23 protein-coding genes and 1 tRNA gene are annotated in these 25,867 nt (G+C 72.0%); 16 read left to right on the forward strand and 8 right to left on the reverse strand.

Translation table 11 applies throughout. The annotated features are described in order from the left end of the window. Nucleotides 1–84: 84 nt before the first annotated feature. From ACFRAR_RS06470 to ACFRAR_RS06485, 4 genes are all read right to left on the reverse strand, one after another. The gene (locus ACFRAR_RS06470) at nt 85–1,371 is read right to left on the reverse strand and encodes an LLM class flavin-dependent oxidoreductase (RefSeq protein ID WP_380695400.1); all 1,287 of its coding nucleotides are present in this window, start codon (nt 1,369–1,371) and stop codon (nt 85–87) included. Further along, nucleotides 1,368–2,411: an LLM class flavin-dependent oxidoreductase gene (locus ACFRAR_RS06475; RefSeq protein ID WP_380695402.1), complete on the reverse strand. Its 1,044-nt coding sequence runs from the start codon at nt 2,409–2,411 to the stop codon at nt 1,368–1,370. The genes ACFRAR_RS06470 and ACFRAR_RS06475 overlap by 4 nt, the downstream gene beginning before the upstream one ends. A 405-nt stretch (nt 2,412–2,816) precedes the next feature. Continuing rightward, nucleotides 2,817–4,088, reverse strand: a complete 1,272-nt coding sequence (locus tag ACFRAR_RS06480) for a PTS transporter subunit EIIC (RefSeq protein WP_380695404.1) — start codon at nt 4,086–4,088, stop codon at nt 2,817–2,819. A 374-nt stretch (nt 4,089–4,462) separates the two neighbouring features. Continuing rightward, nucleotides 4,463–5,764 (reverse strand): PTS transporter subunit EIIC, encoded by a 1,302-nt coding sequence (locus ACFRAR_RS06485; RefSeq protein ID WP_380695406.1) that lies wholly within the window; start codon nt 5,762–5,764, stop codon nt 4,463–4,465. A 406-nt stretch (nt 5,765–6,170) separates the two neighbouring features. Between ACFRAR_RS06485 and ACFRAR_RS06490 the strand changes: the two genes are divergently transcribed. From ACFRAR_RS06490 to rdgB, 4 genes are all read left to right on the forward strand, one after another. After that, entirely contained in the window at nt 6,171–6,404 is a 234-nt protein-coding gene (locus ACFRAR_RS06490; RefSeq protein ID WP_030060521.1) for a glucose PTS transporter subunit EIIB, read from the forward strand. A 171-nt stretch (nt 6,405–6,575) separates the two neighbouring features. After that, nucleotides 6,576–7,301, forward strand: coding sequence for a ribonuclease PH (gene rph / locus ACFRAR_RS06495; RefSeq protein WP_380695408.1), 726 nt, complete (start codon nt 6,576–6,578; stop codon nt 7,299–7,301). A 257-nt stretch (nt 7,302–7,558) separates the two neighbouring features. Next, nucleotides 7,559–7,948, forward strand: coding sequence for a hypothetical protein (locus ACFRAR_RS06500; protein ID WP_380695410.1), 390 nt, complete (start codon nt 7,559–7,561; stop codon nt 7,946–7,948). 31 nt (nt 7,949–7,979) lie between these two features. Then, nucleotides 7,980–8,585, forward strand: a complete 606-nt coding sequence (rdgB, locus tag ACFRAR_RS06505) for an RdgB/HAM1 family non-canonical purine NTP pyrophosphatase (RefSeq protein WP_380695412.1) — start codon at nt 7,980–7,982, stop codon at nt 8,583–8,585. Nucleotides 8,586–8,651: 66 nt separating this feature from the next. On the opposite strand, the gene ACFRAR_RS06510 is transcribed toward rdgB, so the two are convergent. Then, nucleotides 8,652–8,726: transfer RNA gene (locus ACFRAR_RS06510), tRNA-Leu, on the reverse strand. A 52-nt stretch (nt 8,727–8,778) separates the two neighbouring features. Next, entirely contained in the window at nt 8,779–9,639 is an 861-nt protein-coding gene (locus ACFRAR_RS06515) for an HNH endonuclease (protein ID WP_380695414.1), read from the reverse strand. 380 nt (nt 9,640–10,019) lie between these two features. Here ACFRAR_RS06515 and ACFRAR_RS06520 point away from each other — a divergent pair, with 380 nt between their 5' ends. After that, a complete protein-coding gene (locus ACFRAR_RS06520; RefSeq protein ID WP_380695478.1) occupies nt 10,020–12,365 on the forward strand; it encodes a chitinase C-terminal domain-containing protein in 2,346 nt (781 codons plus the stop codon). A gap of 119 nt (nt 12,366–12,484) precedes the next feature. Here ACFRAR_RS06520 and bcp read toward each other — a convergent pair whose 3' ends face one another. Further along, nucleotides 12,485–12,958, reverse strand: a complete 474-nt coding sequence (gene bcp, locus ACFRAR_RS06525) for a thioredoxin-dependent thiol peroxidase (protein ID WP_380695416.1) — start codon at nt 12,956–12,958, stop codon at nt 12,485–12,487. A gap of 165 nt (nt 12,959–13,123) precedes the next feature. On the opposite strand from bcp, the gene ACFRAR_RS06530 reads away from it, so the two are divergent. The 4 genes from ACFRAR_RS06530 (at nt 13,124) to ACFRAR_RS06545 (ending at nt 15,646) form a co-directional block, all read left to right on the forward strand. After that, the gene (locus ACFRAR_RS06530; protein ID WP_380695418.1) at nt 13,124–13,465 is read left to right on the forward strand and encodes a DUF3618 domain-containing protein; all 342 of its coding nucleotides are present in this window, start codon (nt 13,124–13,126) and stop codon (nt 13,463–13,465) included. 256 nt (nt 13,466–13,721) lie between these two features. Beyond that, nucleotides 13,722–14,024 (forward strand): co-chaperone GroES, encoded by a 303-nt coding sequence (locus tag ACFRAR_RS06535; protein ID WP_079136310.1) that lies wholly within the window; start codon nt 13,722–13,724, stop codon nt 14,022–14,024. Nucleotides 14,025–14,037: 13 nt separating this feature from the next. Next, the gene (locus ACFRAR_RS06540) at nt 14,038–14,373 is read left to right on the forward strand and encodes a hypothetical protein (RefSeq protein WP_380695420.1); all 336 of its coding nucleotides are present in this window, start codon (nt 14,038–14,040) and stop codon (nt 14,371–14,373) included. A 103-nt stretch (nt 14,374–14,476) separates the two neighbouring features. Then, nucleotides 14,477–15,646 carry a winged helix DNA-binding domain-containing protein gene (locus ACFRAR_RS06545; RefSeq protein WP_380695422.1) on the forward strand — a complete coding sequence of 390 codons (1,170 nt, stop codon included), beginning with the start codon at nt 14,477–14,479 and terminating at the stop codon, nt 15,644–15,646. A 25-nt stretch (nt 15,647–15,671) separates the two neighbouring features. Here ACFRAR_RS06545 and ACFRAR_RS06550 read toward each other — a convergent pair whose 3' ends face one another. Beyond that, a complete protein-coding gene (locus ACFRAR_RS06550) occupies nt 15,672–17,987 on the reverse strand; it encodes a transglycosylase domain-containing protein (RefSeq protein WP_380695424.1) in 2,316 nt (771 codons plus the stop codon). Nucleotides 17,988–18,210: 223 nt separating this feature from the next. Here ACFRAR_RS06550 and ACFRAR_RS06555 point away from each other — a divergent pair, with 223 nt between their 5' ends. The 7 genes from ACFRAR_RS06555 (at nt 18,211) to ACFRAR_RS06585 (ending at nt 25,831) form a co-directional block, all read left to right on the forward strand. Continuing rightward, complete coding sequence (locus ACFRAR_RS06555) at nt 18,211–19,026, forward strand: ABC transporter permease (protein WP_380695426.1); 816 nt, start codon at nt 18,211–18,213, stop codon at nt 19,024–19,026. Continuing rightward, nucleotides 19,019–19,921: an ABC transporter permease gene (locus ACFRAR_RS06560; RefSeq protein ID WP_380695428.1), complete on the forward strand. Its 903-nt coding sequence runs from the start codon at nt 19,019–19,021 to the stop codon at nt 19,919–19,921. The genes ACFRAR_RS06555 and ACFRAR_RS06560 overlap by 8 nt, the downstream gene beginning before the upstream one ends. A 41-nt stretch (nt 19,922–19,962) precedes the next feature. After that, nucleotides 19,963–20,925 (forward strand): ATP-binding cassette domain-containing protein, encoded by a 963-nt coding sequence (locus ACFRAR_RS06565; protein WP_380695430.1) that lies wholly within the window; start codon nt 19,963–19,965, stop codon nt 20,923–20,925. Between the two features lie 238 nt (nt 20,926–21,163). Further along, nucleotides 21,164–22,459: a nucleotide sugar dehydrogenase gene (locus tag ACFRAR_RS06570; protein ID WP_380695480.1), complete on the forward strand. Its 1,296-nt coding sequence runs from the start codon at nt 21,164–21,166 to the stop codon at nt 22,457–22,459. 89 nt (nt 22,460–22,548) lie between these two features. Beyond that, on the forward strand, nt 22,549–23,844 hold the full coding sequence (locus tag ACFRAR_RS06575) for a DUF445 domain-containing protein (RefSeq protein ID WP_380695432.1): 1,296 nt from the start codon (nt 22,549–22,551) through the stop codon (nt 23,842–23,844). Between the two features lie 205 nt (nt 23,845–24,049). Further along, a complete protein-coding gene (locus ACFRAR_RS06580; protein WP_380695482.1) occupies nt 24,050–25,090 on the forward strand; it encodes an adenosine deaminase in 1,041 nt (346 codons plus the stop codon). Between the two features lie 165 nt (nt 25,091–25,255). Next, nucleotides 25,256–25,831 (forward strand): toxin-antitoxin system HicB family antitoxin, encoded by a 576-nt coding sequence (locus ACFRAR_RS06585; protein WP_380695434.1) that lies wholly within the window; start codon nt 25,256–25,258, stop codon nt 25,829–25,831. Nucleotides 25,832–25,867: the final 36 nt, after the last annotated feature.

Genomic DNA, 25,867 nt, shown 5'->3' on the forward strand with positions numbered 1-25,867 from the left:
GGCCGGCGGCCCCCCCCGACCCCCCCCCGCCCCCCCCACGGCCTTGTCGGACGTTGCGTCAAGTTTCTTTCACTGAACGGATGTTCAGTCCCGCCCGGGAACCGGCAGTCCGAGGTGGTCCCGGAGGGTGGGACCGGTGTAGTCGGTGCGGAACACCCCGCGCTCCTGGAGCAGCGGCACCACCCGGTCGACGAACTCGTCCAATCCGCCCGGGGTGAGGTGCGGGACGAGGATGAAGCCGTCGGCGGCATCGTTCTGCACGAAGTGGTCGATCCGTTCGGCGACGGTGGCCGGCGAGCCTATGAAGGACTGCCGGCCGGTCACCTCGATCACCAGCTCGCGGCTGGTCAGCTTCTTCTCCGCGGCCACCGCCCGCCACCGTTCGGCGACGGCCACCGGGTCGCCGAGCCGGGCCCGGCCCTGGACCAGGGCGCTGTCCGGGTCCGGGTCGACGGTCGGCAGCGGCCCGTCCGGGTCGTGATCGGACAGGTCGATGCCCCAGATCTGCTCCAGGAAGTGGATCGCCGTCTGCGGGCTGACCTGGGTCCGGCGGACCTCGTGGGCCCGTTCGGCGGCCTCGGCGTCGGTGTCGCCGAGCACGAAGGTGGCCCCGGGCATGATCTTCAGCTCGTCCGGCTTGCGCCCGTACGCGGCGAGCCGGCGCTTGACGTCCGCGTGGAAGGCCTGGCCGTCGGCGAGCGTGGAGTGCCGGGAGAAGATCACGTCGGCGGTGGCGGCGGCGAACTCGCGGCCCTCGTCGGAGTCCCCGGCCTGGATCACCACCGGGTGGCCCTGCGGCGGGCGCGGCAGCGAGAGCCGGCCCTCGACCTCGAACTGCGGGCCGGAGTGCCGCGCCGGCTCCTCCCCGGCGTCCCAGAACTCCCGTACCAGCTGGACGGATTCGGCGGCCCGGGTGTAGCGGTCGGCGCGGTCCAGGTAGCCGCCGCGGCGGAAGTTCTCCCCGGTGAAGGCGTCCGAGGAGGTGACCACGTTCCAGGCCGCGCGCCCGCCGGAGAGGTGGTCCAGGGAGGCGAAGCGGCGGGCCAGTTCGTACGGCTCGTTGAAGGTCGCGTTGACGGTGGCGGCCAGTCCGAGCCGCTCGGTGACGGCGGCCAGCGCGTTCAGCACGGTGATCGACTCGGGGCGGCCGACCACGTCCAGGTCGTGGATGAGCCCCTTGGTCTCACGCAGCCGCAGCCCCTCGGCGAGGAAGAAGAAGTCGAACTTCCCGCGCTCGGCGGTCTGCGCGAGGTGGCGGAAGGAGGCGAACTCGATGTGGCTGCCGGCCGCCGGGTCGCTCCACACCGTGGTGTTGTTGACGCCCGGGAAGTGCGCGGCGAGGTGGATCTGCTTGAGCGGTCGGTCCGTCATCGGGTCACCTCGGCGAGGGCGGGGGAAGCGGCGGGGGCGGTGGCAGCGGTGGCGTAGCGGCTGGCCGGGCGGGCCAGGCCGAGGTGGTCGCGCAGGGTGCGGCCGGTGTACTCGGCGCGCAGCAGCCCGGCGGCGCGCAGGGCGGGGGCGATCCGGTCGGCCAGGGCGACGACGTCGCGCTCGGGCTCGCCGGGGACGAGGTGGAAGCCGTCCACCCCGGTGCCGGTCGCGGTCAGTTCGGCGAGCAGGCGCTCCTCGGCGGCCGGGTCGGACAGGGCGGCGTCGAGCCGGGCGAGGATGCGCAGGTGCTCGCCGGAGCGCAGCCGCAGTTCGGTGGCGGCGGTCAGCCGGGTGGCGCGGTCGGGGGCGTCGAGCAGCACCACGTCGGCGTGCCGGATCGCGGCGGCGACCCGGGCGCGCCCGCCGGGGGAGGCGTCCGCCGCGAGGTCGGCGGCGGTGACGGGCACCGCGACCACCGGGCGGCCCTGGGGCGGGCGCGGGGTGATGGACGGGCCGCGCACCGAGAAGTGCGGGCCGGTGAAGTCGATGTAGTGGAGCTTGTCGCGGTCGATGAACCGCCCGGTGGCGGTCTCGCGGATCTCCGCGTCGTCCTCCCAGCTGTCCCAGAGCCGGGCGGCCACCTCGACGGCGTCGGCCGCCTCGGCCCACAGCTCGTCCTCGGGGGCGACCGGCCGGCGGCCGAAGGCGCGCGCCTCGGCCTCGGTGGTGGAGACGCCGACCAGCCAGCCGGCCCGGCCCTCGCTGGCCCAGTCCAGGGTGTTGACCGAGATCGAGGTGTGGAAGGGCTCGGTGTGGGTGGTGGTGACGGTCGGCACCAGCCCGACCCGGCTGGTCAGCGGGGCGATCCGGGCGAGCGCGGCGAGCGCGTCGGGGCGGCTGGGCGCGGCGGCGAAGGAGTCGTCGAGGGTGACGAAGTCCAGGGTGGCCCGCTCGGCGAGGCGGGCCAGGTAGGCGTAGTGCCCGGGGTCGAAACGGCCGGGGCTGTCGAGGGCGGCGGACAGGTGCAGCTGGCGGGGCATGGTGAGCCTGACTTCCTCGTGCGGACGCGTACGGGCACCGGCGGCGGCCGTGCGCAGGCACGGGGGCGCGGGTGCACGCGGGTGCGCGGTGGCGGCCCGTGGGCGGAGCCCGGACGGGCGGGGGAGGGGAAGGGACCGGCGCCGGGCGGGACGTCAGCCGGGCGGCGGCGGGGGAACGGTCAGCTCAGCCGCGACACGCCGCGGACCACACACGACCGAAGTCGATGTGGCTGCGGGTGACCAGCGGGCACGAGGCGTTCACCGCTTCAGTTGACCAGGGCGTCCGCCGGTTCGTCAACCGCCTTTCCACCGGGCGGCGCGCCCGGGTACGCCGAAGGCCCCGCCCCGGCCGCTGGGGGAGCAGCGGCGGGGCGGGGCCTTCGAAGGCGGGGGTGACGCGGGGCGTCAGGCCTTGGTGACGTCCTCGATCTCGTCGTCGTCCTCGCGACCGGGGGTCTTGATGTTGAACTTGATGATCGCGAAGCGGAACGCGAAGTAGTAGATCGCGGCGAAGACCAGGCCGATCGGGATGATCATCCACGGCTTGGTGGCCAGGTTCCAGTTGAGCGCGTAGTCGATCAGACCGGCCGAGAAGCCGAAGCCGTCGTGCACGCCCAGGGCCCAGGTGACGGCCATCGAGAGGCCGGTGAGCAGCGCGTGGATCAGGTAGAGCACCGGGGCGATGAACATGAACGAGAACTCGATCGGCTCGGTGACACCGGTCACGAAGCTGGTCAGCGCGAGCGAGATCATCAGGCCGAGGACGGCCTTGCGGCGCTCGGGGCGCGCGGTGTGGGCGATCGCCAGGGCGGCGGCCGGCAGGCCGAACATCATGATCGGGAAGAAGCCGGACATGAACTGGCCGGCGGTCGGGTCGCCGTGGAAGAAGCGCGGGATGTCGCCGGTCCAGACGTGGCCGGAGGCGTCGGTGAAGCTGCCGACCTGCTGCTGGAAGAAGGTGTTCAGGAACTGGTGCATGCCGATCGGGATCAGACCGCGGTTGGCGACACCGTAGATGGCGGCGCCGCCGGAGCCGAGGCCGGTCAGCCAGTCGCTCGCGTTGGTCAGGCCGGTGCCGATCGGGCCCCAGACCAGGCCCATGACGACGCCGAGCAGGGTGCCGACGAAGGCCATGATGATCGGGACGAGGCGGCGGCCGTTGAAGAAGCCGAGCCAGTCGACGAGCTTCTTGCGGTGGTACTTCTGCCAGATCACGGCGCTCAGCAGGCCGACGACGATGCCGCCGAAGACACCCGGGTCCTGCGGCTTGCCCTTGGGCAGTGCCTCGGTGATGCTGCCGTCGATCGGGAAGACGGTGAGCACGTTCTTGAAGACCAGGTAGCCGACCAGGGCCGCCAGCGCGGTGGAACCGTCGGCCTTCTTGGCGTAGCCGATCGCGACACCGACGCAGAACAGCAGCGCCAGGTTGCCGAAGACGGCGTCGCCGGCGGTGGCGAAGACCTGGGCGACCTTCCCCCACTCGAGCCCGTCCGCGCCGAAGACATCGGGCTGGCCGAGCCGGAGCAGGATGCCCGCGGCCGGGAGGACGGCGACCGGCAGCTGGAGGCTGCGGCCGATCTTCTGGAGGCCCTGGAGAAGGTTCTGACCGAACTTCTTGGCGGGGTTGGGTGAGGCCGGAGCCGTGGCGGGCGCCGGTGCCTGCGCAGACTGACTCATGGGGGTGGGTTCCTAACGGCATGGCGGTCGGTCGGGGGGAGGCACAGGGGCCGAACCGCGAACTGGTCTACACCACACGTGGTGTAGACCAGTTTTGTAGCACGGGGGGAGAAGTCGAGGAACCCCGGAAAGCGGTACTTCGGGGAAGTGCTATGAAATCGAAACCTACTTACCCGGTGATGATCATGATTACCCGCCGGTATTTGATTTTGGCTGATTGCGCAACAAAATCGATTTTGGCTAATCGCGCAACAAAAGCGCGAGCCGCCCCGCCCCGTCCTGCCTGGGACGTCCGTCCTTTCCTGGAAAGGACGACGGCCCCCGGACCGTCGGGTCCGAGGGCCTTTGGCGGGGCGGCGCGGGCGCGCCCGGTTTCAGGCCTTGGTGACGTCCTCGACCTCCTCCTCGTCCTCCCGGCCGGGTGTTTTCAGGTTGAATTTGACGATGATGAAGCGGAAGAGCGCGTAGTACACGACGGCGAAGCAGAGGCCGATCGGGATGATCAGCCACGGTTTGGTGGCCAGTCCCCAGTTGATGACGTAGTCGATCAGGCCGGCCGAGAAGCTGAACCCGTCGTGCACCCCGAGCCCCCAGGTCACCGCCATCGAGACGCCGGTCAGCACCGCGTGCACGGCGTACAGGGCGGGGACGATGTACGCGAAGGAGTACTCGATCGGCTCGGTGACGCCGGTGACGAAGGAGGTCAGGGCCAGCGACACCATCATGCCGGTGACGGCCTTGCGCCGGTGCGGCTTCGCCGAGTGCGCGATCGCGAGGGCGGCGGCCGGCAGCGCGAACATCATGATCGGGAAGAAGCCGGACTGGAACTGGCCGGCGGTCGGGTCGCCCGCCAGGAAGCGCGGGATGTCGCCGCGCACGATCGCGCCGTCCGGCTTGACGAACTCCCCGAACTGGAACCAGACGAAGGTGTTCAGCAGCTGGTGCATGCCGATCAGCAGCAGCGCGCGGTTGAACAGGCCGAAGATGCCGGCGCCGCCCGCCCCCAGGTCGGAGAGGTTCTGGGAGAAGTCGTTGAGGCCGCGGCCGATCGGCGGCCAGACCCAGAGCGCCACCACGGCGGTGGCCAGGCCCACCAGGGCGGTGATCATCGGCACCAGACGGCGGCCGTTGAAGAAGCCGAGCCAGTCGACCAGCTTGGTGCGGTGGAACCGGACCCACAGCCAGGCCGACATCAGGCCGATCAGGATGCCGCCCAGCACGCCCGGGTTCTGGTACGTCGCGGCCGCGACCTTGGCCGACGAGTAGCTCACGCACTGGCCGGACCAGGCGTCCGGGACCAGGGCCGTCCCCGTCGGGCAGCTCTCCGGGAAGGCGTGCAGGACCTTGTAGTAGACCAGGAAGCCGACCACGGCGGCCAGCGCCGTCGAGCCGTCCGCCTTCTTCGCCATGCCGATCGCGACGCCGACGCAGAACAGCAGCGGCAGGCCGAAGGAGGAGTCGAGCAGCGCTCCGCCCGCGGCGGCGAAGACCTTCGCCACGTCGTCCCAGCCCAGTCCGTCCTTGCCGAACACGTCGGGCTGGCCGAGCCGGTTGAGGATGCCCGCGGCGGGGAGCACCGCCACGGGCAGTTGAAGGGAGCGGCCCATCTTCTGGAGGCCGCCGTAGAAGATGTGCCACCGTTTGGCCTGTGGGGCCGTGGCGCCTGCCGAACTCATCCTTCGCCCTCCGGGAGCAGTTGCCGACCGGTGGCCCCCTGCGGGACCCTCGGGCGGGGCTCGGGAACACCCGGGGCCTTTCCCGCGTTCCTCGGAGTACACATATATTGGTGTAGACCACTTGGGAGCGCAGGCCGCATCCGGGGCGCTGGCCCCACTGATCGTCATCCTCGGACGGCGATCGGGAGCCTGCCCGCCGGAATGGGCCAAAAGTGGACTAACGTGGCAGACCGGACGGCCTCGGGTCATGCTGGTCGCGCTGCTCGGCAGCGCGACCGCAGCTGAACCCGCGTCAGCCGCCGGCACGGACCTCACCGCCCGACGGTCGAGGGCCACACCCCCCAGCACCAGCGCAGGACGGCACCCGGCAGAGCCGCCGAAGGGCCGAGACAGAGGGAGAAACCAGATGGCCAGCAAGGCTGAGAAGATCGTCGCCGGTCTGGGCGGCATCGACAACATCGAAGAGGTCGAGGGCTGCATCACCCGCCTTCGCACCGAGGTCAAGGACGCCTCCCTGGTCGACGAGGCCGCCCTCAAGGCCGCCGGCGCCCACGGCGTCGTGAAGATGGGCACCGCGATCCAGGTCGTCATCGGCACCGACGCCGACCCGATCGCCGCCGACATCGAGGACATGATGTGAGCTGAGCCACCCAGGCCAGCCCCGCCCGGCCCGCCGACCCGCTCAGGGGGACGGCGGGCCGCGGTGTGTCCGGCGGCGGTGCGTCCGGCCGCGGTGTGTCCGGCGGCGGTGCGTCCGCGGCTCCCCGCCGGTTCCGGAAGCGGCCGCCCGGAGCGACTACGCTCAGTACCTATGTCACGCATCGACGGTCGCACCCCCGAACAGCTCCGCCCGATCACCATCGAACGGGGCTGGAGCAAGCACGCCGAAGGCTCCGTCCTCGTCTCCTACGGCGACACCAAGGTGCTGTGCACCGCCAGCGTCACCGAAGGCGTGCCCCGCTGGCGCAAGGGCAGCGGCGAGGGCTGGGTCACCGCCGAGTACTCCATGCTCCCGCGCGCCACCAACACCCGCGGCGACCGCGAGTCCGTCAAGGGCCGCATCGGCGGCCGCACCCACGAGATCAGCCGGCTCATCGGCCGCTCGCTGCGCGCCGTGGTCGACCACCGCGCGCTCGCCGAGAACACCATCGTCCTCGACTGCGACGTCCTCCAGGCCGACGGCGGCACCCGCACCGCCGCCATCACCGGCGCCTACGTGGCCCTGGTCGACGCCGTCTCCTGGGCCCGCGACAAGAAGCTGCTGCGCGCCAAGGGCCAGCCCATCACCGGCGGCGTCAGCGCCGTCAGCGTCGGCATCATCGACGGCGTCCCGATGCTCGACCTCCGCTACGAGGAGGACGTGCGCGCCGAGACCGACATGAACATCGTCTGCACCGCCGACGGCCGCTTCGTCGAGGTCCAGGGCACCGCCGAGGGCGCCCCCTTCGACCGCGACCTGCTCAACCGGCTGCTCGACCTCGGCAGCCTCGGCTGCGCGGAGCTGGACGAGATCCAGCGCAAGGCCCTGGAAGGCTGAACCGGCACGGGCCCGGCGACTCCCCGGCGACTCCCCGACGGAACCGGACGAACCGTCAGGCCGTGGCGCGGACAGCCGTTCGGGCCGTGGGTGAACGGCCGTTCGGCCCCGATGTGAACGGACCGCCGAAACGGACGGCGTGCTGTACAGGCCGGGCCCGCAGACCGTACGGTTCCCGCAGCACCCCCGCTGCGGGAACCGCGCACCCCCCGGCGCGCGTCCCACCCCACGGAACCCGCGCCCCCCAGGAGGATCGGATGCCGTCCAGCATCGCCCGCCCCGCCGCCCTCGCCGTGGCCGGACTCATCGCGATCCTCCCGCTCAGCATGGTGAGCTGCTCCGCCGCGCAGAAGGCGATCGACTGCGGGAACACCGCGGTGAAGATCACCGGGGACATCGCCGACGTCACCCAGGCCTACGACAACGCGAGCAACGACTCGGCCGCCGCGGGGAAGGCCCTGCAGAAGCTCAAGAACGACCTCGACCAGGTCGGGAAGAACTCCAAGAACACCGACGTCGCCAAGGCCGTGACCGACCTCCAGAAGCAGGTCGAGAACGTCCAGCGGGCCGCCGAGAAGAACGAGGTCCCCGACCTCAAGCCGCTCGGCAACGCGGCCGGCAACCTCACCTCGATCTGCACCGGCTGATCGCGCCGGGACTCTCGGTAGGGTGGGCGATATGTCCACCCGCCTGATCCTCGCCACCCGCAACCAGCACAAGGTCACCGAGCTCCGCGCCATCCTGGCGGACGCCGGCCTGGACGTCGAACTCGTCGGCGCCGACGCCTACCCGGAGATCCCGGACGTGCCCGAGACCGGCGTCACCTTCGCCGAGAACGCCCTCCTCAAGGCCCACGCCCTGGCCCGCGCCACCGGCCTGCCCGCCGTCGCCGACGACTCCGGCCTCTGCGTGGACGTGCTGAACGGCGCGCCCGGCATCTTCTCCGCCCGCTGGTCCGGCAAGCACGGCGACGACCGCGCCAACCTCGACCTGCTGCTCGCCCAGCTCTCCGACATCGCCGAACCGCACCGCGGCGCCCACTTCTTCTGCGCCGCCGCCCTCGCCCTCCCCGACGGCACCGAGCGCGTCGTCGAGGGCCGCCTCCTCGGCACCCTGCGCACCGCCCCGGCCGGCGCCGGCGGCTTCGGCTACGACCCGATCCTCCAGCCCCTCGGCGAGACCCGCACCTGCGCGGAGCTGACGGCGGAGGAGAAGAACGCCATCAGCCACCGGGGCAAGGCCTTCCGCGCCCTCGCCCCGGTCGTGAAGGACCTCATCGCCTGACGGCCCACAGGAATGAGAATGGCCCGATCCCCTTCGAATCGAAGGGGATCGGGCTATTTCACTCGGTACGCCCGGTGGGACTCGAACCCACGACACTGCGGACCTAAACCGCATCTCTCTAGCCAGCTGGAGTACGGGCGCACGCCAGCACAAGCGTACCGGTTGGCGCCTTCTGGTGGCGCCGGGTTTGCGGCTAGGCGGCAGCGCCTTCAGCGCGCGCAGCCCGGTTCATGTTCCGGCCGCAGTAGGTCGGAGTGATGGAGTGGCAGTTCGGGCAGAGCAGGCGGAGGTTCTCCCGCCTGTTGTCGAGCCAGTCGCCGTTGACGTGGTCGACCTCCAGGGTCATCGGATGTCCGAGCCAGGTCGGGGGAGTGCCGCACAGTTCGCAGATGTCGGGATGCCCGATGTGCACGAGCATGGTCCGAAGCCGATCGCCCGGAACGCGCTGGCTTCCTGGTGGGCGCCGCACGAGCAACTCCTCGGCCGTCCGTCGCGGTCCGGTCCTCAGCCCCTTGTTGTGGGCCCGCCCGGTGAAGTGGCCGGTGTCGAGCCCATGGAGGTCGATGGCCTCTCGCACCAGAGTCCGCGAGTTGCCGCAGTCGGTCATCCCGAGGGCGAGGATCACGCCGCGGATGCTCCGGTGCGCGGCGACGGCTTGCGCCAGCGCGTCCTTCGGAACGGCTTCGAACCTGCTGCGGCCGTCGCCCCGGAACGTGAAGTGCGAGGTGTCGATGTCGAAGTCGGCCAGGCGCTTCTTCAGGTACGCGTAGAGGCTGTCGTACGGCGTGACACCGAGGTGGGCCATCATCTCGTTGAGGTTGTGGCTGTGTGCTGCGGCCTCGGCGAGAACCTCCCGCGGGTAACGCCGTTGCCCGTAGTGGGGCCTGTTGTGGTTGAAGTGCGAGGTGTCGATGCCGTAGTGCCTGAGTCGTTTGCTCAGGTAGCTGTGTGTGCCGCCCGCCATCGGCACGCCGAGCTTGCGCATCATCTCGTTGACGCTGCTGGACTCTGCCGCGAGCGCGGCCAGCAGTTCGCGGGTGTACTTGACCGGCATGGTCGGTCCCCCTGTGGGCTGGTGACAGCCCCTTCCACGCCATGGCAACGAGCGGCCCGGCGTCCGGTCACGGGTGGGGTGGGTTTCGGTCAGGATGTGACCGATTGTCGAGGGCTTCCGACCTGTGATGTTTGGCTGTTGATTACCAATTGGTCCAGACCTATTGACCTATGTGGTTCAGACCACATAGCTTCTCCGCCAATTGCAATCCCCCACGTGCGTGCTCCCCCACAGGCACGCGCCGACACTCTCTCCTGGAGGACCGAGTGTTGATCCGAAACACGGCGGAGCGGCGTCCCACCGCCTCTTCGCGCCGGAAGAGTCCGGCGGCGCGGGCCGGTGTGGCCTCGCTCGCGGCGGCTTCGCTGGCCGGGCTGCTGATGGCAACGCTCGGTGCGGCGCCCTCGCAGGCGTCGGCGGCCGTCGACAACGCGGCCTGTCGCCCCGACGGCCTGTACCAGACCCCCGGGGTGGACGTCCCGTACTGCTCCGTCTACGACACCAGCGGGCGCGAGAAGATGGGCGCCGACCACCAGCGCCGCATCATCGGCTACTTCACCGGCTGGCGCACCGGCAAGAACGGTGACACCCCGTACCTGGTGAGCGACATCCCCTGGGACAAGGTCACCCACCTCAACTACGCCTTCGGCCACGTCGGCGGTGACAACAAGCTCTCGGTCGGCACCGACGGCCCGAACAACGAGGCCACCGGGATGTCCTTCCCCGGCGTCCCCGGCGCCGAGCTGGACCCGAGCCTGCCGTACAAGGGCCACTTCAACCTGCTGACGAAGTACAAGAAGCAGTACCCGAACGTCAAGACCATGATCTCGGTGGGTGGTTGGACCGAGACCGGCGGCTACTTCGGGGACGACGGCAAGCGCGTCAACACCGGCGGCTTCTACTCGATGACCGTCAACCCGGACGGCAGCGTCAACCAGGCCGGCATCGACACCTTCGCCGCCTCCTCGGTCGACTTCATCCGCAAGTACGGCTTCAACGGCGTCGACGTCGACTACGAGTACCCGACCTCGATGAAGGACGCCGGCAACCCGCTGGACTGGCAGCTCGCCAACTCCAAGCGCGGCTCGCTGGCCAAGGGCTACGCGGCGCTGATGAAGACCCTGCGCGAGAGCCTGGACAAGGCCGGCGCCGCCGACGGCAAGCACTACCTGCTGTCGGTCGCCGCCCCGTCCTCCGGCTACCTGCTGCGCGGCATGGAGACCTTCCAGGTGGCCAAGTACCTGGACTACGTCGACATCATGTCGTACGACCTGCACGGCTCCTGGAACAAGTACGTCGGCCCGAACGCCGCGCTGTTCGACGACGGCAAGGACGGCGAGCTCGCCTCCGCCAACGTCTACGGCACCGCGCAGTACGGCGGCATCGGCTACCTGAACGCCGACTGGTCGTACCACTACTTCCGCGGCTCGATGCCGGCCGGCCGGATCAACGTCGGCCTGCCGTACTACACCCGCGGTTTCAAGAACGTCCAGGGCGGCACCAACGGCCTCTGGGGCACCGCCTCGGCGACCACCTGCCCGGTCGGCTCCGGTCTGACCTCCTGCGGTGACGGCGCGGTCGGCATCGACAACATCTGGAACGACAAGGACGACGCGGGCAAGGAGTCCCCGGCCGGGTCGAACCCGATGTGGCACGCCAAGAACCTGGAAAAGGGCATCGTGCCCGACTACCTGGCCAAGTACGGCGTGACCGACACCGCGCTCCAGGGCACCTACACCCGCAACTACAGCTCCACCCTGGTGGCGCCGTGGCTGTGGAACGACGCCAAGAAGGTGTTCCTCTCCACCGAGGACGAGCAGTCGGTGGGCGCCAAGGCGGACTACCTCGTCAACCAGGGCGCCGGCGGTGCGATGATCTGGGAGCTCGCGGGCGACTACAAGTGGGACGCCACCGCCAACGGCGGCAAGGGCGAGTACGTCCCCGGCTCGACGCTGACCTCGCTGATGTACGACAAGTTCAAGTCGGCGTCCCCGTACGGCGCGGTCCGTTCGACGACGGCGCTGCCGCAGCAGACCCTGCCGATCGACGTGTCGTTCAACAACTTCGCGCTGGGCGACTCGAACTACCCGATCAACCCGAAGCTGCACATCGTCAACAACTCGACGCTGACCTTGCCGGGCGGCACCGAGTTCCAGTTCGACTACAGCAACTCGGCTCCGGGCAACGCCAAGGACCAGTCCGGCTTCGGCCTCCAGGTCATCAAGCAGGACAACCCGGGCCCGGGCAACGTCGGCGGCCTGAAGGGCACCTACAACCGGGTGTCGGTCAAGCTGCCGGGCTGGCAGTCGCTGGCGCCGGGCGCCTCGATCGACATGGACTTCGTCTACTACCTGCCGGTGTCCACCCCGTCGAACTGGACGGTCAACGTGGGCGGGACGCTGTACGGGATCAAGGGCGACCTGACCCGCGGCGCGGTGGACGGCGGTACGCCGACCCCCACCCCGACTCCGACTCCGACGGGCTCGGCCACGCTGACCCCGACCCCCACTCCGACTCCGACGGGCTCGGTCACCCCGACCCCGACCCCCACTCCGACCTCGGGCGCCTGCACGGCCGCCCCGAGCTGGAGCGCCGACACCGCCTACGCGACCCCCACCAAGGTCTCGTGGAAGGGTCACTACTACCAGAACAAGTGGTGGACCAAGGGTGACGACCCCGCGGCCAGCGGCTCGTGGGGTGCCTGGACCGACCTCGGGGCCTGCTGATCGGCGAGGCCCGCTGAGGTGACGGACGGCGGTGGCGGTGCACCCGGTCGGGGGGTGTGCCGCCACCGCTTCGTCGTCTCCCCGTCAACCGGGAAACCCGTCAGCCGGGGACCACGGGATCAGGCGCCGACCTTGAGGTCGCGCAGCAGCTTGGCGACGTGGCCGGTGGCCCGCACGTTGTAGAAGGCGTGCTCGACCTTGCCCTGCTCGTCCACCACGACGGTGGAGCGGATCACACCGAGGTAGGTGCGGCCGTAGTTCTGCTTCTCGCCGAAGGCGCCGTACGCCTCCAGCACCTTCTTCTCCGGGTCGGACAGCAGGGTGACCTTGAGGTTCTCGGCCTCGCGGAACTTGCCGAGCTTCTCCGGCTGGTCCGGGGAGATGCCGATGACGTCGTAGCCGGCGCCCGCGAAGACCTCCAGGTTGTCGGTGAAGTCGCAGGCCTGCTTGGTGCAGCCGGGGGTGAGGGCGGCGGGGTAGAAGTAGACGATGACCTTGCGGCCCGCGTGGTCGGCGAGGGACACCTGGTTGCCGTCGGCGTCGGACAGGCTGAAGGCGGGCGCGGTGTCACCGGGCTGGAGACGCTCACTCACGGTCGTACTCTCCTGGGTGCTGGGACGGGCGGTCGTACCACGGCAAACTTACCTCCGATGGTGGGTGGGGCCGCGCGGCCGTGTTGGGTAGCTGACACACTGGGTCAGTCGCACCGATCGCACGGATCGGACGGAACAACATCGCAAGTGAATGGGGTGGCCCGAGTGGGCGAGGCGAGCACGCAGGACAAGTCGGCGCGGACGACCGCCCAGATCGAGGCGGACATCGAGCGGACGCGTGACCGGCTGGCGTCGACCCTGGACGAGCTGGCCGTCCGCGTCCACCCGAGCACGATCTCCGCCCAGGTCAAGGCCAAGGCGTCGGCCGCCATCGAGGAGAAGACGGCCCAGGCCTACGTGGCCGCCAGCGGCGTGGTGGAGAGGGTCCGGGCGCAGTTCGTGGACGAGAAGGGCCAGCCGCGCCGGGAACGGGTCATCCCGGCCGCGCTGGTCGGCGTGGGCCTGGTGCTGCTGGTCGCCTCGGCCCGCAAGCGCCGCAAGGGCTGAGCTCCGAGGGACGGAAGGCCGGGCGCGAAGAGCGCCCGGCCTTCCGCGTGCCGGACCGGCGTTCCTTCCGCGTGCCGGACCGGCGTTCCTTCCGCGTGCCGGACCGGCGTTCCTTCCGGATGCCGGGCTGGCGTCACGCCCCGCGCCCGGGGGAGGTACCTTCGGGACCGTGAGTACGAACGACGAATCGACCCGCTCCGACCAGACGCACGAGCCCGTCCGCCACGACCGGCTCGGTGAGAAGCTGCCGATCCGGATGCTGCACGACCGCGTACTGGTGCGCATCGAGGGCAGCGAGGGCGAGCGCCGCTCGACCGGCGGCATCCTGATCCCGGCGACCGCGGAGCTCTCCAAGCGCTGTACCTGGGCGGAGGCCGTCGCGGTGGGCCAGAGCGTGCGCTCGGTGGAGCCGGGCGACCGGGTGCTGTACGACCCGGAGGACAAGCTGGAGGTCGAGGTCCGCGGCGCCACGTACGTGCTGCTGCGCGAGCGCGACCTGCACGCCGTCGCCGCGACCCGCTTCGGCGACACCGAGGGCTCGACCGGCCTCTACCTGTGACGCGGCGCCACCTGTGACGGCGGAACCCGCGGGCCCGGAGCGGCTGCGCTACATCTTCGAGGCGGGTGTGGTCGGTACGGGGCTGTGGCCGGAGGGCGTCGACAGCCCGTACGGATACCCGGCCGAGCCCTCGCGGCTGCCGATCGGCGCCGGGCTGGCGGCCGAGCTGGACGAGTTGTCCGTCTGGTTCCAGACCTCGGTGGACTGGGACTACCCGCCGGACCCGTCGCCCTGGTCGGGGGAGGAGAAGGACCGCTTCAACGCCCGGGCCCGCGCCGCGCTGGACGCGCTGCGCGCGGAACTCGGCCCGCGCTGGACGGTCGTGGACGGGTTCCGGCCGGTCGACTGAGCCACCTTCCGCGCCCCGGTGCCCCCGACCCCGGTCGGGGGCACCGCTGTTTCCGGGGCCGGGCCGCCCGGGGACTGTCGGTGGCGGGCGCTAGGGTCCCGGCATGAGTGTGCCGGTGATCGGGGACGGGGAGCGTCGGGCCAGGCTGGGCCGGCGGCAGCTGTTGGCGCCGTCGGTGCGGGCGGCGCGGGTGGAGGACGTGGCCGACGCGGTGGTCGGGCTGCACGCGACGGACGCGGCCACGGTGTACCTGTCGGCCTGCGCGCGGCTGGCGGCGCCGTCGGCGGCCGAGGTGGACCGGGCGCTGTACGAGGACGTCTCGCTGGTGAAGCTGCTGTCGATGCGTCGGACGATCTTCGCGGTGACGGAGGGCCTTGCCCCGTACGTGAGTTCGGCGGCGGCGCGGGCGATCGCGGCCAAGGAGCGGGCGACGCTGCTGAAGCACCTGCGGGACTTCGCCGAGGGCTGGGACGAGGCCAGGCTGGGGCAGGCGGAGCGCGAGGTGCTGGCCGCGCTGGCCGGGCGCGGGGAGGCGACGACCAAGGAACTCGCCGAGGACGTGCCGCAGTTGCGCGAGACGATGCTGATGTCGGCGGGCAAGCCGTACGCGGCGACGCAGAGCGTGGGCAGCCGGCTGCTGCGGCTGCTGGCCTCGGACGGGCATGTGCGCCGCTGCCGTCCGCGCGGCTCCTGGCTGAGCAGCAGCTACCCGTGGGCGCTGGTGCCGCAGTGGCCGGAGGTGCCGGTGCGGGAGGCCAAGGCCGAGGTGGTGCGGCGCTGGCTGGCGGCGTACGGGCCGGGGACGGTCGAGGACGTGAAGTGGTGGACGGGCTGGACGCTGGGGGACGTCCGTCGGGCGCTGGCGGACCTCGGGGCGCGCGATGTGGCGCTGGCCGACGGGACGGCCGCGCTGGTGCTGCCGGGGGACGAGGCGCCGGTGGCGGAGCCGGAGCCGTGGGCGGCGCTGCTGCCGGCGCTGGACCCGGCGGTGATGGGCTGGCGCGGGCGGGACTGGTACCTGCGGCCGCGGGACGTGCCGGCGCTGTTCGACCGGGCGGGCAACGCCGGGCCGACGGTGTGGTGGTGCGGCGAGGTGGTGGGCGGCTGGGCGCAGCGTGCCGACGGCGAGGTGGTGTGGCGGTTGTTCCGGGACGTCGGGGCGGAGGCGGTGGGGGCCGTCGCGGTGGAGGCGGAGCGGTTGGCGGGCTGGCTGGGGGAGGTGCGGGTGACGCCGCGGTTCCGGACGCCGCTGGAGCGGGAGCTCAGGGGCTGAGGGGGGCTGCGGTGGGCTCAGGGGCTCAGGGGCTGAGGGCGGGCGGTGTCCCCTGCTGGGTGACGGGTCCGCCGGTGGCGGTGGGCCCGCCGCCGGTGGGCCGGGTGGGCCGGGGCGTCGGCTTGGGGGCGGGGCTGGGCTGTTCGGGGTCGGTGGGCTTGGGGGGTTGCGGGCTGGGGGCGGCCGGGCCGGTGGCGGGTGCTTCGGTGGTGGTGGGGGTGCTGGGGGTCTGGGCGGGGGCCGGTTCGGTGGCGGTGGGGCCGGTGCTCGGGGTGGTGGTGGCGCTGGGGCTGGTGCTCACGGGTGCGGTGGGGAAGATCGGGCCGGTGGGGGCGGCGGGTCCGGTCTGGAGGTCGAAGTCCTGGGTGGGGGCGCCGTCGAGGGCGGCGGTCATGTAGGCGGTCCAGATCCGGGTGGGGAAGGCGCCGCCGTTGATCCGGGTGAACCCGGCGGTGCCGGCCAGCGGTTCCTTGGCGTGGGTCTTCGGGTTCTCCCGGAACAGGCCGACGGTGGTGGCGAGTTCGGGGGTGTAGCCGGCGAACCAGGCGGAGAGGTTGGAGTCGGTGGTGCCGGTCTTGCCGGCGGCGGGGCGGTTCAGGTCGAGGGCGGCCGCGCCGGTGCCGCGGGGGCTGATGACGTCGCGCAGCACGTCGGTGACGGAGTCGGCGATCTGCCGGTCGAGTGCTTCGGTGGCCTTGTGTTCAGGCATCTTGGGGACGTCGACGGAGCCGCCGGGGTTGACGCGTTCGAGTTTGAGGACGGACCAGGGGGTGTGCGCCTGGCCGTGGGCGGCGAGGGTGGCGTAGGCGCCGGCCAGGTCGAGGGCGCTGGGGGTGGCGGTGCCGAGGGTCATCGAGGTGTTGGCCGGGTCCATGCCGCGGACGCTGTCGGGGATGCCGAGTTTGATGGCGGTCTCGCGGACGCGGGCGAGTCCGGCGTCCACGCCTTCCTGGGCGTAGACGGAGTTGACGGACTTCACCATGGCCTGGCGCAGGGTGATGGTGCCGTAGTCGGTGTCGTCCTCGTTGGGCGGGGCGTACGGGGTGGGGCCGCCGGTGACGGGGCGTTCGCTGGTGCCGTCGTAGCGGGTTTCGGTGGTGATCGGGCGGCCGTCGACGCTGTGCTGGGCGATCAGGCCGGCGGCGAGGTCGATCGGTTTGAAGGTGGAGCCGATCTGGTTGTCCTGGCGCAGCGCGTCGTTGAAGGGCTGCTTGACGTAGTCGGGGCCGCCGTAGACGGCGACGACCCGGCCGGTGGCGGGTTCGACGGAGGCGCCGGCGACGCGGACGTCGGTGTCGGTGGTGGGGCGGGCCTGGGGGTCGAGTTCGCCGGTGAGCTGTTCCTGGACGGCTCGGGCGAAGGCGTCCTGGCGGGGTTTGTCGAAGGTGGTGGTGATGCGCCAGCTGCCGGACTTGAGGGTGGCGGCGTCGAGGGTGCCGGAGGAGATGAGGTAGTCGTCGGCGACGCCGACCAGGTAGCCGGCCTGGCCGGCCAGGCCGGTGGCGGGCCTGGGGTCGATCGGTTCGGGGAAGGTGGTGGCGGCGCGGTCGGCGGGGGTGAGGAAGCCGAGTTGGACCATGCCGTCGAGGGTGTAGTGCCAGCGGGCGATCGCCTTCTCGCGGTTGGCGGGGGTGGCGGTCCTGACGTCGTAGAGGCTGGGGGCCTGGAGCAGTGAGGCGAGGTAGGCGCCCTGGCCGAGGGTGAGTCGGGAGGAGTCGACGCCGTAGTAGGCGTGGGCGGCGCTCTGGATGCCGTAGGCGCCGCGGCCGAAGTAGCTGCTGTTGAGGTATCCGGCGAGGATCTCGCGTTTGTCGAGCTGCTGGTCGACCTTGAGGGTGATGAGCAGTTCGCGGCCCTTGCGTTCGAGGGTCCGGTCCTGGGTGAGGTAGTAGTTCTTGACGTACTGCTGGGTGATGGTGGAGCCGCCCTGTGTGCCCTTGCCGGTCAGGCTGTTCCAGCCGGCCCGGAGGATCCCTTTCAGGTCGATGCCGCGGTTCTGGTAGAAGGTGCGGTCCTCGGCGGAGACGACGGCCTGTTGGGTCGGGAGCGGGATCTGGTCGATGGTGACGTCGGTGCGGTTGACGGCGCCGGTGCGGGCGATCTCGGTGGTGCCGTCGGCGTAGAGGTAGATGTTGTTCTGGGCGACGGCGTGGGCGTTGGGGTCGGGCACCGGGACGATGACGTAGAGCACGGCGAAGCCGCCGGCGGCGAGCAGCAGCAGGGTGGCGAGGGTGCCGAGGGTGACCCGCCAGGTGGGCAGGAGCCGGCGCCGGAACGGGAGGGCGCGGCGGGCTTCGCGGCGGGCGGCCCGTTTGGCCTGGCGGCGGGTGCTCAAGGTCATGGCGAGATTATCTGCTATTTGACGTTTGGTCAGGCGGGAAAAACCGGGTGCGGGCGGTGGGGGCCGGCGGTACGGTGAAAGGTGCAAACCACATAGCGCACCCACTTTCGCAGCTCCGCTCGTTCGCTCGGTACCCCCGGGTTCGGACGGTCGGAGCCGCTGGGGTGTGTGCGGATGTCGCTGGGCGTTCTCCTCCGCCCATATTTGTCGACAAGGAGACAATATGCTCTACGCCGCCGTCGCTCGCGGCTCCTTCCGCCGCTACTCCACCTACCGGGCCGCCACCGTGGCCGGCACCTTCACCAACACCGTCTTCGGCATCATCCTGGCCTCCTCCTTCCTCGCCCTCTGGCAGGCCCGCCCCAACCTCGGCGGCTACGACCAGAGCCAGGCCGTCACGTACATCTGGGTCAGCCAGAGCCTGCTGGTCACCGTCGCGGTGTGGGGCGGCGGCTTCCAGGACGACCTCCAGGCCCGCTTCCGCAGCGGGGACATCGCCGTCGACCTCTACCGTCCGGTCGACTTCCAGTGCTGGTGGCTGGCCTCCGACCTCGGCCGGGCCGCCTTCCAGGCGCTGGTCCGCGGCACCGTGCCGATGCTGATCGGCGCGCTGGTGTTCCGCGTCCGGCTGCCCGAACACCCGCTGACCTGGGCGCTGTTCCTGTGCTCGGTCCTGCTGGCGGTGGTGGTCAGCTTCGGGCTGCGCTTCCTGGTCTCGATCACCGGGTTCTGGCTGCACGACTCGGAGGGGGTGCGCTCGGTGATGCTGGTGGTCTCGATGTTCTTCTCCGGGATGCTGCTGCCGATCGGGCTGTTCCCCGGCTGGCTCGGCGACCTCGGCCGGGTGCTGCCCTGGGCGGCACTGGTGCAGGTCCCCGCCGACATCTTCCTGGAGCGCCGGAGCGCCGGTGCGGCGCTCGGAACGTTCGGCACGCTCGGCACGCTCGGCTTCCAGCTCGGCTGGGCGGCCGTGCTGCTCGCCGCCGGCCGGGGCGCCCAGTGGCTGGCGACCCGCAAGGTGGTGGTGCAGGGTGGCTGAGCGGCTCACGCACCGGCCCTCCCCGCACCGGCCCTCCCCGCGCGCGCACTTCGCGGGGGAGCCGTTCGTCCGGGACGCCCCCGTGCCCCGCGCCGTCTGGGCGCTGCGCTCCTGGTGGCTCTGCGCCCGGATGTGGATGCGCTCGACGATGGCCTACCGGGCCTCCTTCGCGCTGAACCTGGCGGCCAGCCTGGTCGTCCACTCACTCGACTTCGTGGTGCTGGTGATCATGTTCCGGCACACCGACCGGCTCGGCGGCTGGAGCCTGCCGGAGATCGCCTTCCTGTACGCCACCGCCACCTTCTCGCTCGGCGTCGCCAACATGGCGGTCGGCTCGGTGGACGGCCTCGGCGAGCGGATCGTCAGCGGATCGCTGGACAGCATGCTGATCCGGCCCGCGCCCGCGCTCGCCCAGCTGTGCGCCGAACGCTTCTCGCTGCGCCGGATCGGCCGCCCGCTCCAGGCCGTGGTGGTGCTGGTCTGGTCGCTGGCCGAGCTGGACGTGCACTGGACCTGGGACCGGGTGCTGCTGGTACCCGTCCTGCTGGTCTGCGGCACCGCCATCTTCTGCGCGATCTTCGTCGGCGGCGCCACCGTCCAGTTCTGGTGGGGCGAGTCCAAGGAGCTCCAGAACTCCTTCACCTACGGCGGCGCGACCCTGCTGCACTACCCGCCGACCATCTTCGCCAAGGAACTGGTCGCCGGGGCGGTCTTCGGCGTCCCGCTGGCCTTCGTCAACTGGCTGCCCGCGCTGCGCATCCTCGACCGGCCCGACCCGCTCGGCTTGCCCGCCGCCTTCCAGTTCGCCTCGCCGGTCGCCGCCGCGGTCTGCGTCCTCGCCGCCGGCCTCGCCTGGCGCGCCGGGCTGCGCGCCTACCGCGGCACCGGCAGCTGAACCCTCCCCGCCGAACCCTCCCCACTCCCGAAGGAGCACCCATGGCACTGATCGAACTCCAGGACGTCCACCGCACCTTCACCGTACGGGCCCGCACCGGCCGGTTCAGCCGGGTCAAACGCGAGGTCCGCGCGGTGGACGGGCTCAGCTTCACCGTCGAGGCCGGCGAGTGCGTCGGCTACATCGGGCCCAACGGCGCCGGCAAGTCCACCACCATCAAGATGCTCACCGGCATCCTCGTCCCCAGCTCCGGACGGCTGCGGGTGGCCGGCGTCGACCCGGCCCGCGAACGCGTCGCGCTGGCCCGCCGGATCGGCGTCGTCTTCGGCCAGCGCACCACCCTCTGGTGGGACCTGCCGCTGCGCGACTCCTTCGAACTCGCCCGCCGGATCTACCGGATCTCCGACGCCCGGTACCGCGAGAACCTCGGCCGCTGCGTCGAACTGCTCGACCTGGGCGCGCTGCTGGACACCCCGGTGCGCCAGCTCTCGCTCGGCCAGCGGATGCGCGGCGACCTCGCGGCGGCGCTGCTGCACGACCCCCAGGTGCTCTACCTGGACGAGCCGACCATCGGCCTGGACGTGGTCAGCAAGGGCAAGGTGCGCGAGTTCCTGCGCGAGGTCAACCGGGACCGCGGCACCACCGTGCTGCTCACCACCCACGACCTGACCGACATCGAGCAGCTCTGCGGCCGGGTGATGGTGATCGACCACGGCCGGGTGGTGTACGACGGCGGGCTGGACGGCCTGCACGCCACCGGCCGCAGCGAGCGGACGCTGGTGGTCGACCTCGCGGAGGAGCTCGACCACCCGGTCGAGGTGCCGGGGGCCCGGGTCACCAGGGTCGAGGGGCCGCGCCAGTGGCTGGCCTTCCCGGCCCAGGACAGCGCCGCGCCGATCGTGGCCGCCGTCGCCGCCCGCTACCCGCTGGTGGACCTGTCGGTGCGTGAGCCGGCCATCGAGGACGTGATCGCCCGGATGTACGCGGAGGTCGCGATCGGCTGACCTGCGGGGCCGCCCTCCCTGGGCTCTCTCCCGGGGCTCGCTTCCGGGGCTCGCTTCCGGGCCGTCCTCTCGGGCCGTCCTCTCGGGCCGCGCTCCCGGCCGTCGCACGCCCGTGCGGTGGTCGGGAGCGTGTTCCGGTCCCCTTAGCCGGTGCGGGTGGTGATCGTTACCTCGGTGCTCCGGCGCGAGTTGATCAATCGTCACTCACCGAGACCGGAACCGGAGGACGGGGATGAGCCTGGACGTCTGCGTGGTCGGACTGGGCAGGGTGGGCCTGCCGCTGGCGGTGCGGATCGCGCTGAAGGGCCACCGGGTGACCGGCGCGGACACCGCGCCCGGCGTGGTGGACAGCGTCAACCGGGGCGTACCGCCGTTCCCCCGGGAGGAGGGCCTGGACGAGGCGCTCAAGCGGGTCGTCGCCGAGGGCCGGCTGCGGGCCACCACCGACACCACGGCCGCGGCGGCCCGCTCCGAGGCCGTCGTGCTGGCCGTCCCGCTGGTCACCGCCGCCGGCGGCAGCCCGGACTTCGCCCTGCTCGACGCGGCCACCGAAGCCGTCGCGGCCGGGCTGCGCCGGGGCACCCTGGTCAGCTACGAGACCACCCTGCCGGTCGGCACCACCCGGGAGCGCTGGGCGCCCCGGCTGGCGGCCGGGTCGGGGCTCGCCGCCGGGGCCGACTTCGCGCTGGTGTTCAGTCCGGAGCGGGTGAGCGCCGGGCGGGTCCTCGCCGACCTGCGGCGCCATCCCAAGCTGGTCGGCGGCATCGACCGGGCCTCCACGCGCGGCGGCGCCGAGTTCTACCGGGCGGTGCTGGACTTCGACCCCCGCCCGGATCTGCCCCGCCCCAACGGCGTCTGGGAGCTGGCCTCGCTGGAGGCGGCCGAGTTCAGCAAGCTCGCCGAGACCACGTACCGGGACGTCAACATCGCGCTGGCCAACCAGTTCGCCCGGTACGCGGACGAGGTCGGGGTGGACTTCGCGGAGGTCGCCGAGGCCTGCAACTCGCAGCCGCACAGTCACCTGCACCGGCCGGGCATCGCGGTCGGCGGGCCCTGCCTCCCGGTGCACCCGCGGCTCTACCTGTGGAACGACCCGGGCGCGACGGTGGTCCGGGCGGCGCGCGAGGCCAACCTGGCGGTGCCCGGGTACGCGGTGGGCGCGCTGGCGGGGGCGGTGCCGGGCGGGATCGCCGGGCAGGGCGTGCTGGTGCTCGGCGCGGCGTACCGGGGCGGGGTCAAGGAGACGGCGCACTCCGGGGTGTTCCCGCTGGTCGAGGCGGTGCGGTCGGCGGGCGCGCGGCCGTACGTCAGCGACCCGCTGTACGAGGCGGAGGAACTGGCGGCGCTCGGGCTGCCGCCGTACGGCGGGGAGCCGGTGGTGGCGGCGGTGCTCCAGGCCGACCACCCGGAGTACCGGGACCTGACGCCGGCGGACCTGCCGGGGGTGCGGGTGCTGCTGGACGGGCGGCGGTGCACGGACCCGGAGCGCTGGGCGGGCGCGGAGGAGCGGCGGATGGTCCTGGGCGGGGCGTGAGGGCGCTCGCGCGTCGTGCAGTGCCTGCCGGGGGCGCGTGATCGTGGGCCGCGCCTCCGTACGCGCCGGTCAGCGGGCAGACTGGCGGGGTGAGTGACGAAGCCTTCAGCGGAACCGGCCCCGGGGTCCGGTTCACCGCGGCCGATGAGCAGAAGAGACGCGGCGTCCGCCGGATGAAGACCATCGCGACCGGCCTGCTGGCCTTCGCGACCCTGGTCTTCGCCCTCTCCACCTGGGCCAAGGCGGCCGGCGCCGGCCCCTGGGCGGGGTACGTGGCGGCCGCCGCCGAGGCGGGCATGGTCGGCGCGCTGGCCGACTGGTTCGCGGTGACGGCGCTGTTCCGCCGCCCCTTCGGTCTGCCGATCCCGCACACCGCGATCATCCCGACCAAGAAGGACGCCTTCGGCCGCTCGCTCGGCGACTTCGTCGGCGAGAACTTCCTCTCCGGCCACGTGGTGCGCGGCCGCCTCGCGGCGCTGGGCATCGGCCGCCGGCTGGGGGAGTGGCTGGCCGCGCCGGGCAGCGCCGAGCGGGTCACCAAGGAGGCCTCGGCGGCGCTGCGCGGCCTGCTCGAGGTGCTGCGCGACGACGACGTGCGGGCGGTCGTCGCCGAGGCGGTGACCAGACGGGCCGCCGCCACCTCGGTGGCCGAGCCGATGGGCCGGATGCTCGGCAAGGTGGTCGCGGACGGCGGGCACCACGGGGTGGTGGACCTGGTCGCGGTCCGGGCGCACGGCTGGCTGACCGCCAACCACGAGGACGTCGTCCGGAAGGTCACCCAGAAGACCCCGGGCTGGACGCCCCGGTTCCTCGACCAGCAGGTCGGCGAGCGGGTCTACAAGGAGCTGCTGCGCTTCGTCACCGAGATCCGGGACGACCAGGACCACCCGGCCCGCGGCGCGATCGACAACTTCCTCGCCGACTTCGCGACCGAGCTGCAGACCGACCCGGAGACCATCGCCCGGGTCGAGCGGGCCAAGGGCGAACTGCTGGCCCGCCCCGAGGTGCAGGACCTGATCAACTCCACCTGGGCGGCCGTGCGCACCCTGGTGATGGGGGCGGCCGAGGACGAGGACAGCGAACTGCGCCGGCGCATCCGCGACGGCGTGCGCCGCTTCGGCGAGCGCCTGGCCACCGACCCCAAGCTCCAGGCCAAGGCGGACGGCTGGCTCCAGGACGCCGCCCAGTACCTGGTGGACACCTACCGCACCGAGATCACCTCGCTGATCTCCGAGACGGTGGCGGGCTGGGACGCCGACGAGGCCTCCCGCAAGATCGAGGCCAACGTCGGCCGCGACCTCCAGTTCATCCGGATCAACGGCACCGTGGTCGGCGCCCTGGCCGGACTGCTGATCCACACGATGGCGGTCGCGCTCGGGGGGTGACCCCGGTACGGGGGCCGATCCCGGTACAGGGACCGATCCCGGTACGGGGCCGATCCCGGTACGGGGCCGATCCCGGTACGGCGGGAGCGGCTTGGGCCTATCCTGGGCCGAACTCCGCGATACGCGCGTAGAAGCACGGAGAAGGAAGAAGGGAACCACCGTGGTCCAGCCGGACGGAAGTCGGATCGGCCCCAGCGTCAGTCGGATCGAGCCCGCCGAGCGGAGCATCGAGGCGTTCATCGCCGGGATGCCCAAGGCGGAACTGCACGTGCACCACGTCGGCTCGGCCTCGCCGCGCGTCGTCGCCGAGCTGGCCGCCAGGCACGCCGGCAACTCCAAGGTGCCGACCGACCCGGCGGCGCTCGCCGAGTACTTCACCTTCACCGACTTCGCGCACTTCATCGACGTGTACCTGAGCGTCGTGGACCTGGTCCGGGACGCCGAGGACGTCCGGGCGCTCACCTACGGCGTGGCCGAGGACATGGCCCGGCAGAACATCCGGTACGCCGAGCTGACCATCACCCCGTACTCCTCGGTCAGGCGGGGCATCCCCGAGGTCGCCTTCATGGAGGCGATCGAGGACGCCCGGCTGCGCGCCGAGAAGGAGCTCGGCGTGGTGCTGCGCTGGTGCTTCGACATCCCCGGCGAGGCCGGGCTGGAGTCCGCCGAGGTGACGGCGCGGCTGGCCACCGGGCTGGCCCCCGAGGGCCTGGTCAGCTTCGGCCTCGGCGGCCCGGAGATCGGCGTGCCGCGGCCGCAGTTCAAGCCGTACTTCGACCGGGCCCGGGCGGCCGGCCTGCACAGCGTCCCGCACGCGGGCGAGACCACCGGCCCGGAGACGGTCTGGGACGCGATCCGGGAGCTCGGTGCCGAGCGCATCGGGCACGGCACCCAGGCGGTGAAGGACCCGGCGCTGCTCGACCACCTGGGCGAGCACCGCATCCCGCTGGAGGTCTGCCCGACCTCCAACATCGCCACCCGGGCCGTGGAGCGGATCGAGGACCACCCGATCAAGCGGATGGTGGACGCCGGGCTGCTGGTGACGGTCAACAGCGACGACCCGCCGATGTTCGGCACCGACCTCAACACCGAGTACGCGGTGGCGGCGCGGCTGCTGGGCCTGGACGAGGCGGGGGTGGCGGGGCTGGCCCGCAACGCCGTCGAGGCCTCCTTCCTGGACGGGGCGGGCAAGAGCCGGCTGGCCGGGGAGATCGACGCCTATCTGGCGGGCTGGCGGCGGGCGTAGCCCCCGGAGCCCCGCTCATCACCGCGTTTCCCCTGGTGAACCGCCCCGTCGACCTCGGTCGGCGGGGCGGTTCCGTCGTCGGCGCCCACTTCGTCCGGGTGGTGGTGCCAAAGTGGTGCCACAAATGGCTCGACATGGCATCACCGCCGTGTCATGCTTTCGGACATGGACCTCACGCCGTACGTCGAAAACCTCCGGAACGAGCTCGCGGTGGCCGCCGCCACCGGGGGCGACGAAGCCCGCGCGTTGGCCGAACGGCTGACGCTCCCGCTGGAGTCGGCCGTGCGGCTCACCCTGCTCAACGCGCTCTCGGCCGCCATGGGCGAGGTCACCCGCGACCTCGCCCCCGGCTCGGTGGACGTTCGGCTGCGCGGTGTCGATCCGGAGTTCGTGGTCACGGCGCCGCCCGGCTCGGGCGCCTTCCACGGCGATCTGCCGCCGGTGGCGCCACAGCCGGCCCCAGTGGCGCCACCCGTGGCGCCATCGGTGTCCGGGCTGTCGTTCTCGGCGGCATCGGAGTCGGACGAGACGGCCCGGATCAACCTGCGGCTGCCCGCCCAGCTCAAGGCCCGGGCCGAGGAGGCCGCCGGCGAGGCCGGCCTCTCGCTCAACGCCTGGCTGGTCCGGGCCGTCGCCGGCGCGCTGGAGGGCGCCGAGCCGGCCCGCCACCCGGTCGCCGATCCGGGCAGCCGGGTCCCGCGCAGCGTCGGCGGCCAGGGCTTCACCGGCTGGGTCCACTAGCCAGGCATCCGGTGCTCTTACGCCGCACCGCCCGCA

Source organism: Kitasatospora sp. NPDC056651, assembly GCF_042792155.1.
In the GTDB taxonomy this organism is placed as follows: domain Bacteria; phylum Actinomycetota; class Actinomycetes; order Streptomycetales; family Streptomycetaceae; genus Kitasatospora.

What these genes read in the sequence shown, in the direction of transcription:
- ACFRAR_RS06470 (WP_380695400.1), bottom strand. Translation starts at nt 1,371, where the DNA reads ATGACGGACCGACCGCTCAAGCAGATCCACCTCGCCGCGCACTTCCCG.
- ACFRAR_RS06475 (WP_380695402.1), bottom strand. Translation starts at nt 2,411, where the DNA reads ATGCCCCGCCAGCTGCACCTGTCCGCCGCCCTCGACAGCCCCGGCCGT.
- ACFRAR_RS06480 (WP_380695404.1), bottom strand. Translation starts at nt 4,088, where the DNA reads ATGAGTCAGTCTGCGCAGGCACCGGCGCCCGCCACGGCTCCGGCCTCA.
- ACFRAR_RS06485 (WP_380695406.1), bottom strand. Translation starts at nt 5,764, where the DNA reads ATGAGTTCGGCAGGCGCCACGGCCCCACAGGCCAAACGGTGGCACATC.
- ACFRAR_RS06490 (WP_030060521.1), top strand. Translation starts at nt 6,171, where the DNA reads ATGGCCAGCAAGGCTGAGAAGATCGTCGCCGGTCTGGGCGGCATCGAC.
- rph (WP_380695408.1), top strand. Translation starts at nt 6,576, where the DNA reads ATGTCACGCATCGACGGTCGCACCCCCGAACAGCTCCGCCCGATCACC.
- ACFRAR_RS06500 (WP_380695410.1), top strand. Translation starts at nt 7,559, where the DNA reads ATGCCGTCCAGCATCGCCCGCCCCGCCGCCCTCGCCGTGGCCGGACTC.
- rdgB (WP_380695412.1), top strand. Translation starts at nt 7,980, where the DNA reads ATGTCCACCCGCCTGATCCTCGCCACCCGCAACCAGCACAAGGTCACC.
- ACFRAR_RS06515 (WP_380695414.1), bottom strand. Translation starts at nt 9,639, where the DNA reads ATGCCGGTCAAGTACACCCGCGAACTGCTGGCCGCGCTCGCGGCAGAG.
- ACFRAR_RS06520 (WP_380695478.1), top strand. Translation starts at nt 10,020, where the DNA reads ATGGCAACGCTCGGTGCGGCGCCCTCGCAGGCGTCGGCGGCCGTCGAC.
- ACFRAR_RS06535 (WP_079136310.1), top strand. Translation starts at nt 13,722, where the DNA reads ATGCTGCACGACCGCGTACTGGTGCGCATCGAGGGCAGCGAGGGCGAG.
- ACFRAR_RS06545 (WP_380695422.1), top strand. Translation starts at nt 14,477, where the DNA reads ATGAGTGTGCCGGTGATCGGGGACGGGGAGCGTCGGGCCAGGCTGGGC.
- ACFRAR_RS06550 (WP_380695424.1), bottom strand. Translation starts at nt 17,987, where the DNA reads ATGACCTTGAGCACCCGCCGCCAGGCCAAACGGGCCGCCCGCCGCGAA.
- ACFRAR_RS06555 (WP_380695426.1), top strand. Translation starts at nt 18,211, where the DNA reads ATGCTCTACGCCGCCGTCGCTCGCGGCTCCTTCCGCCGCTACTCCACC.
- ACFRAR_RS06565 (WP_380695430.1), top strand. Translation starts at nt 19,963, where the DNA reads ATGGCACTGATCGAACTCCAGGACGTCCACCGCACCTTCACCGTACGG.
- ACFRAR_RS06585 (WP_380695434.1), top strand. Translation starts at nt 25,256, where the DNA reads ATGGACCTCACGCCGTACGTCGAAAACCTCCGGAACGAGCTCGCGGTG.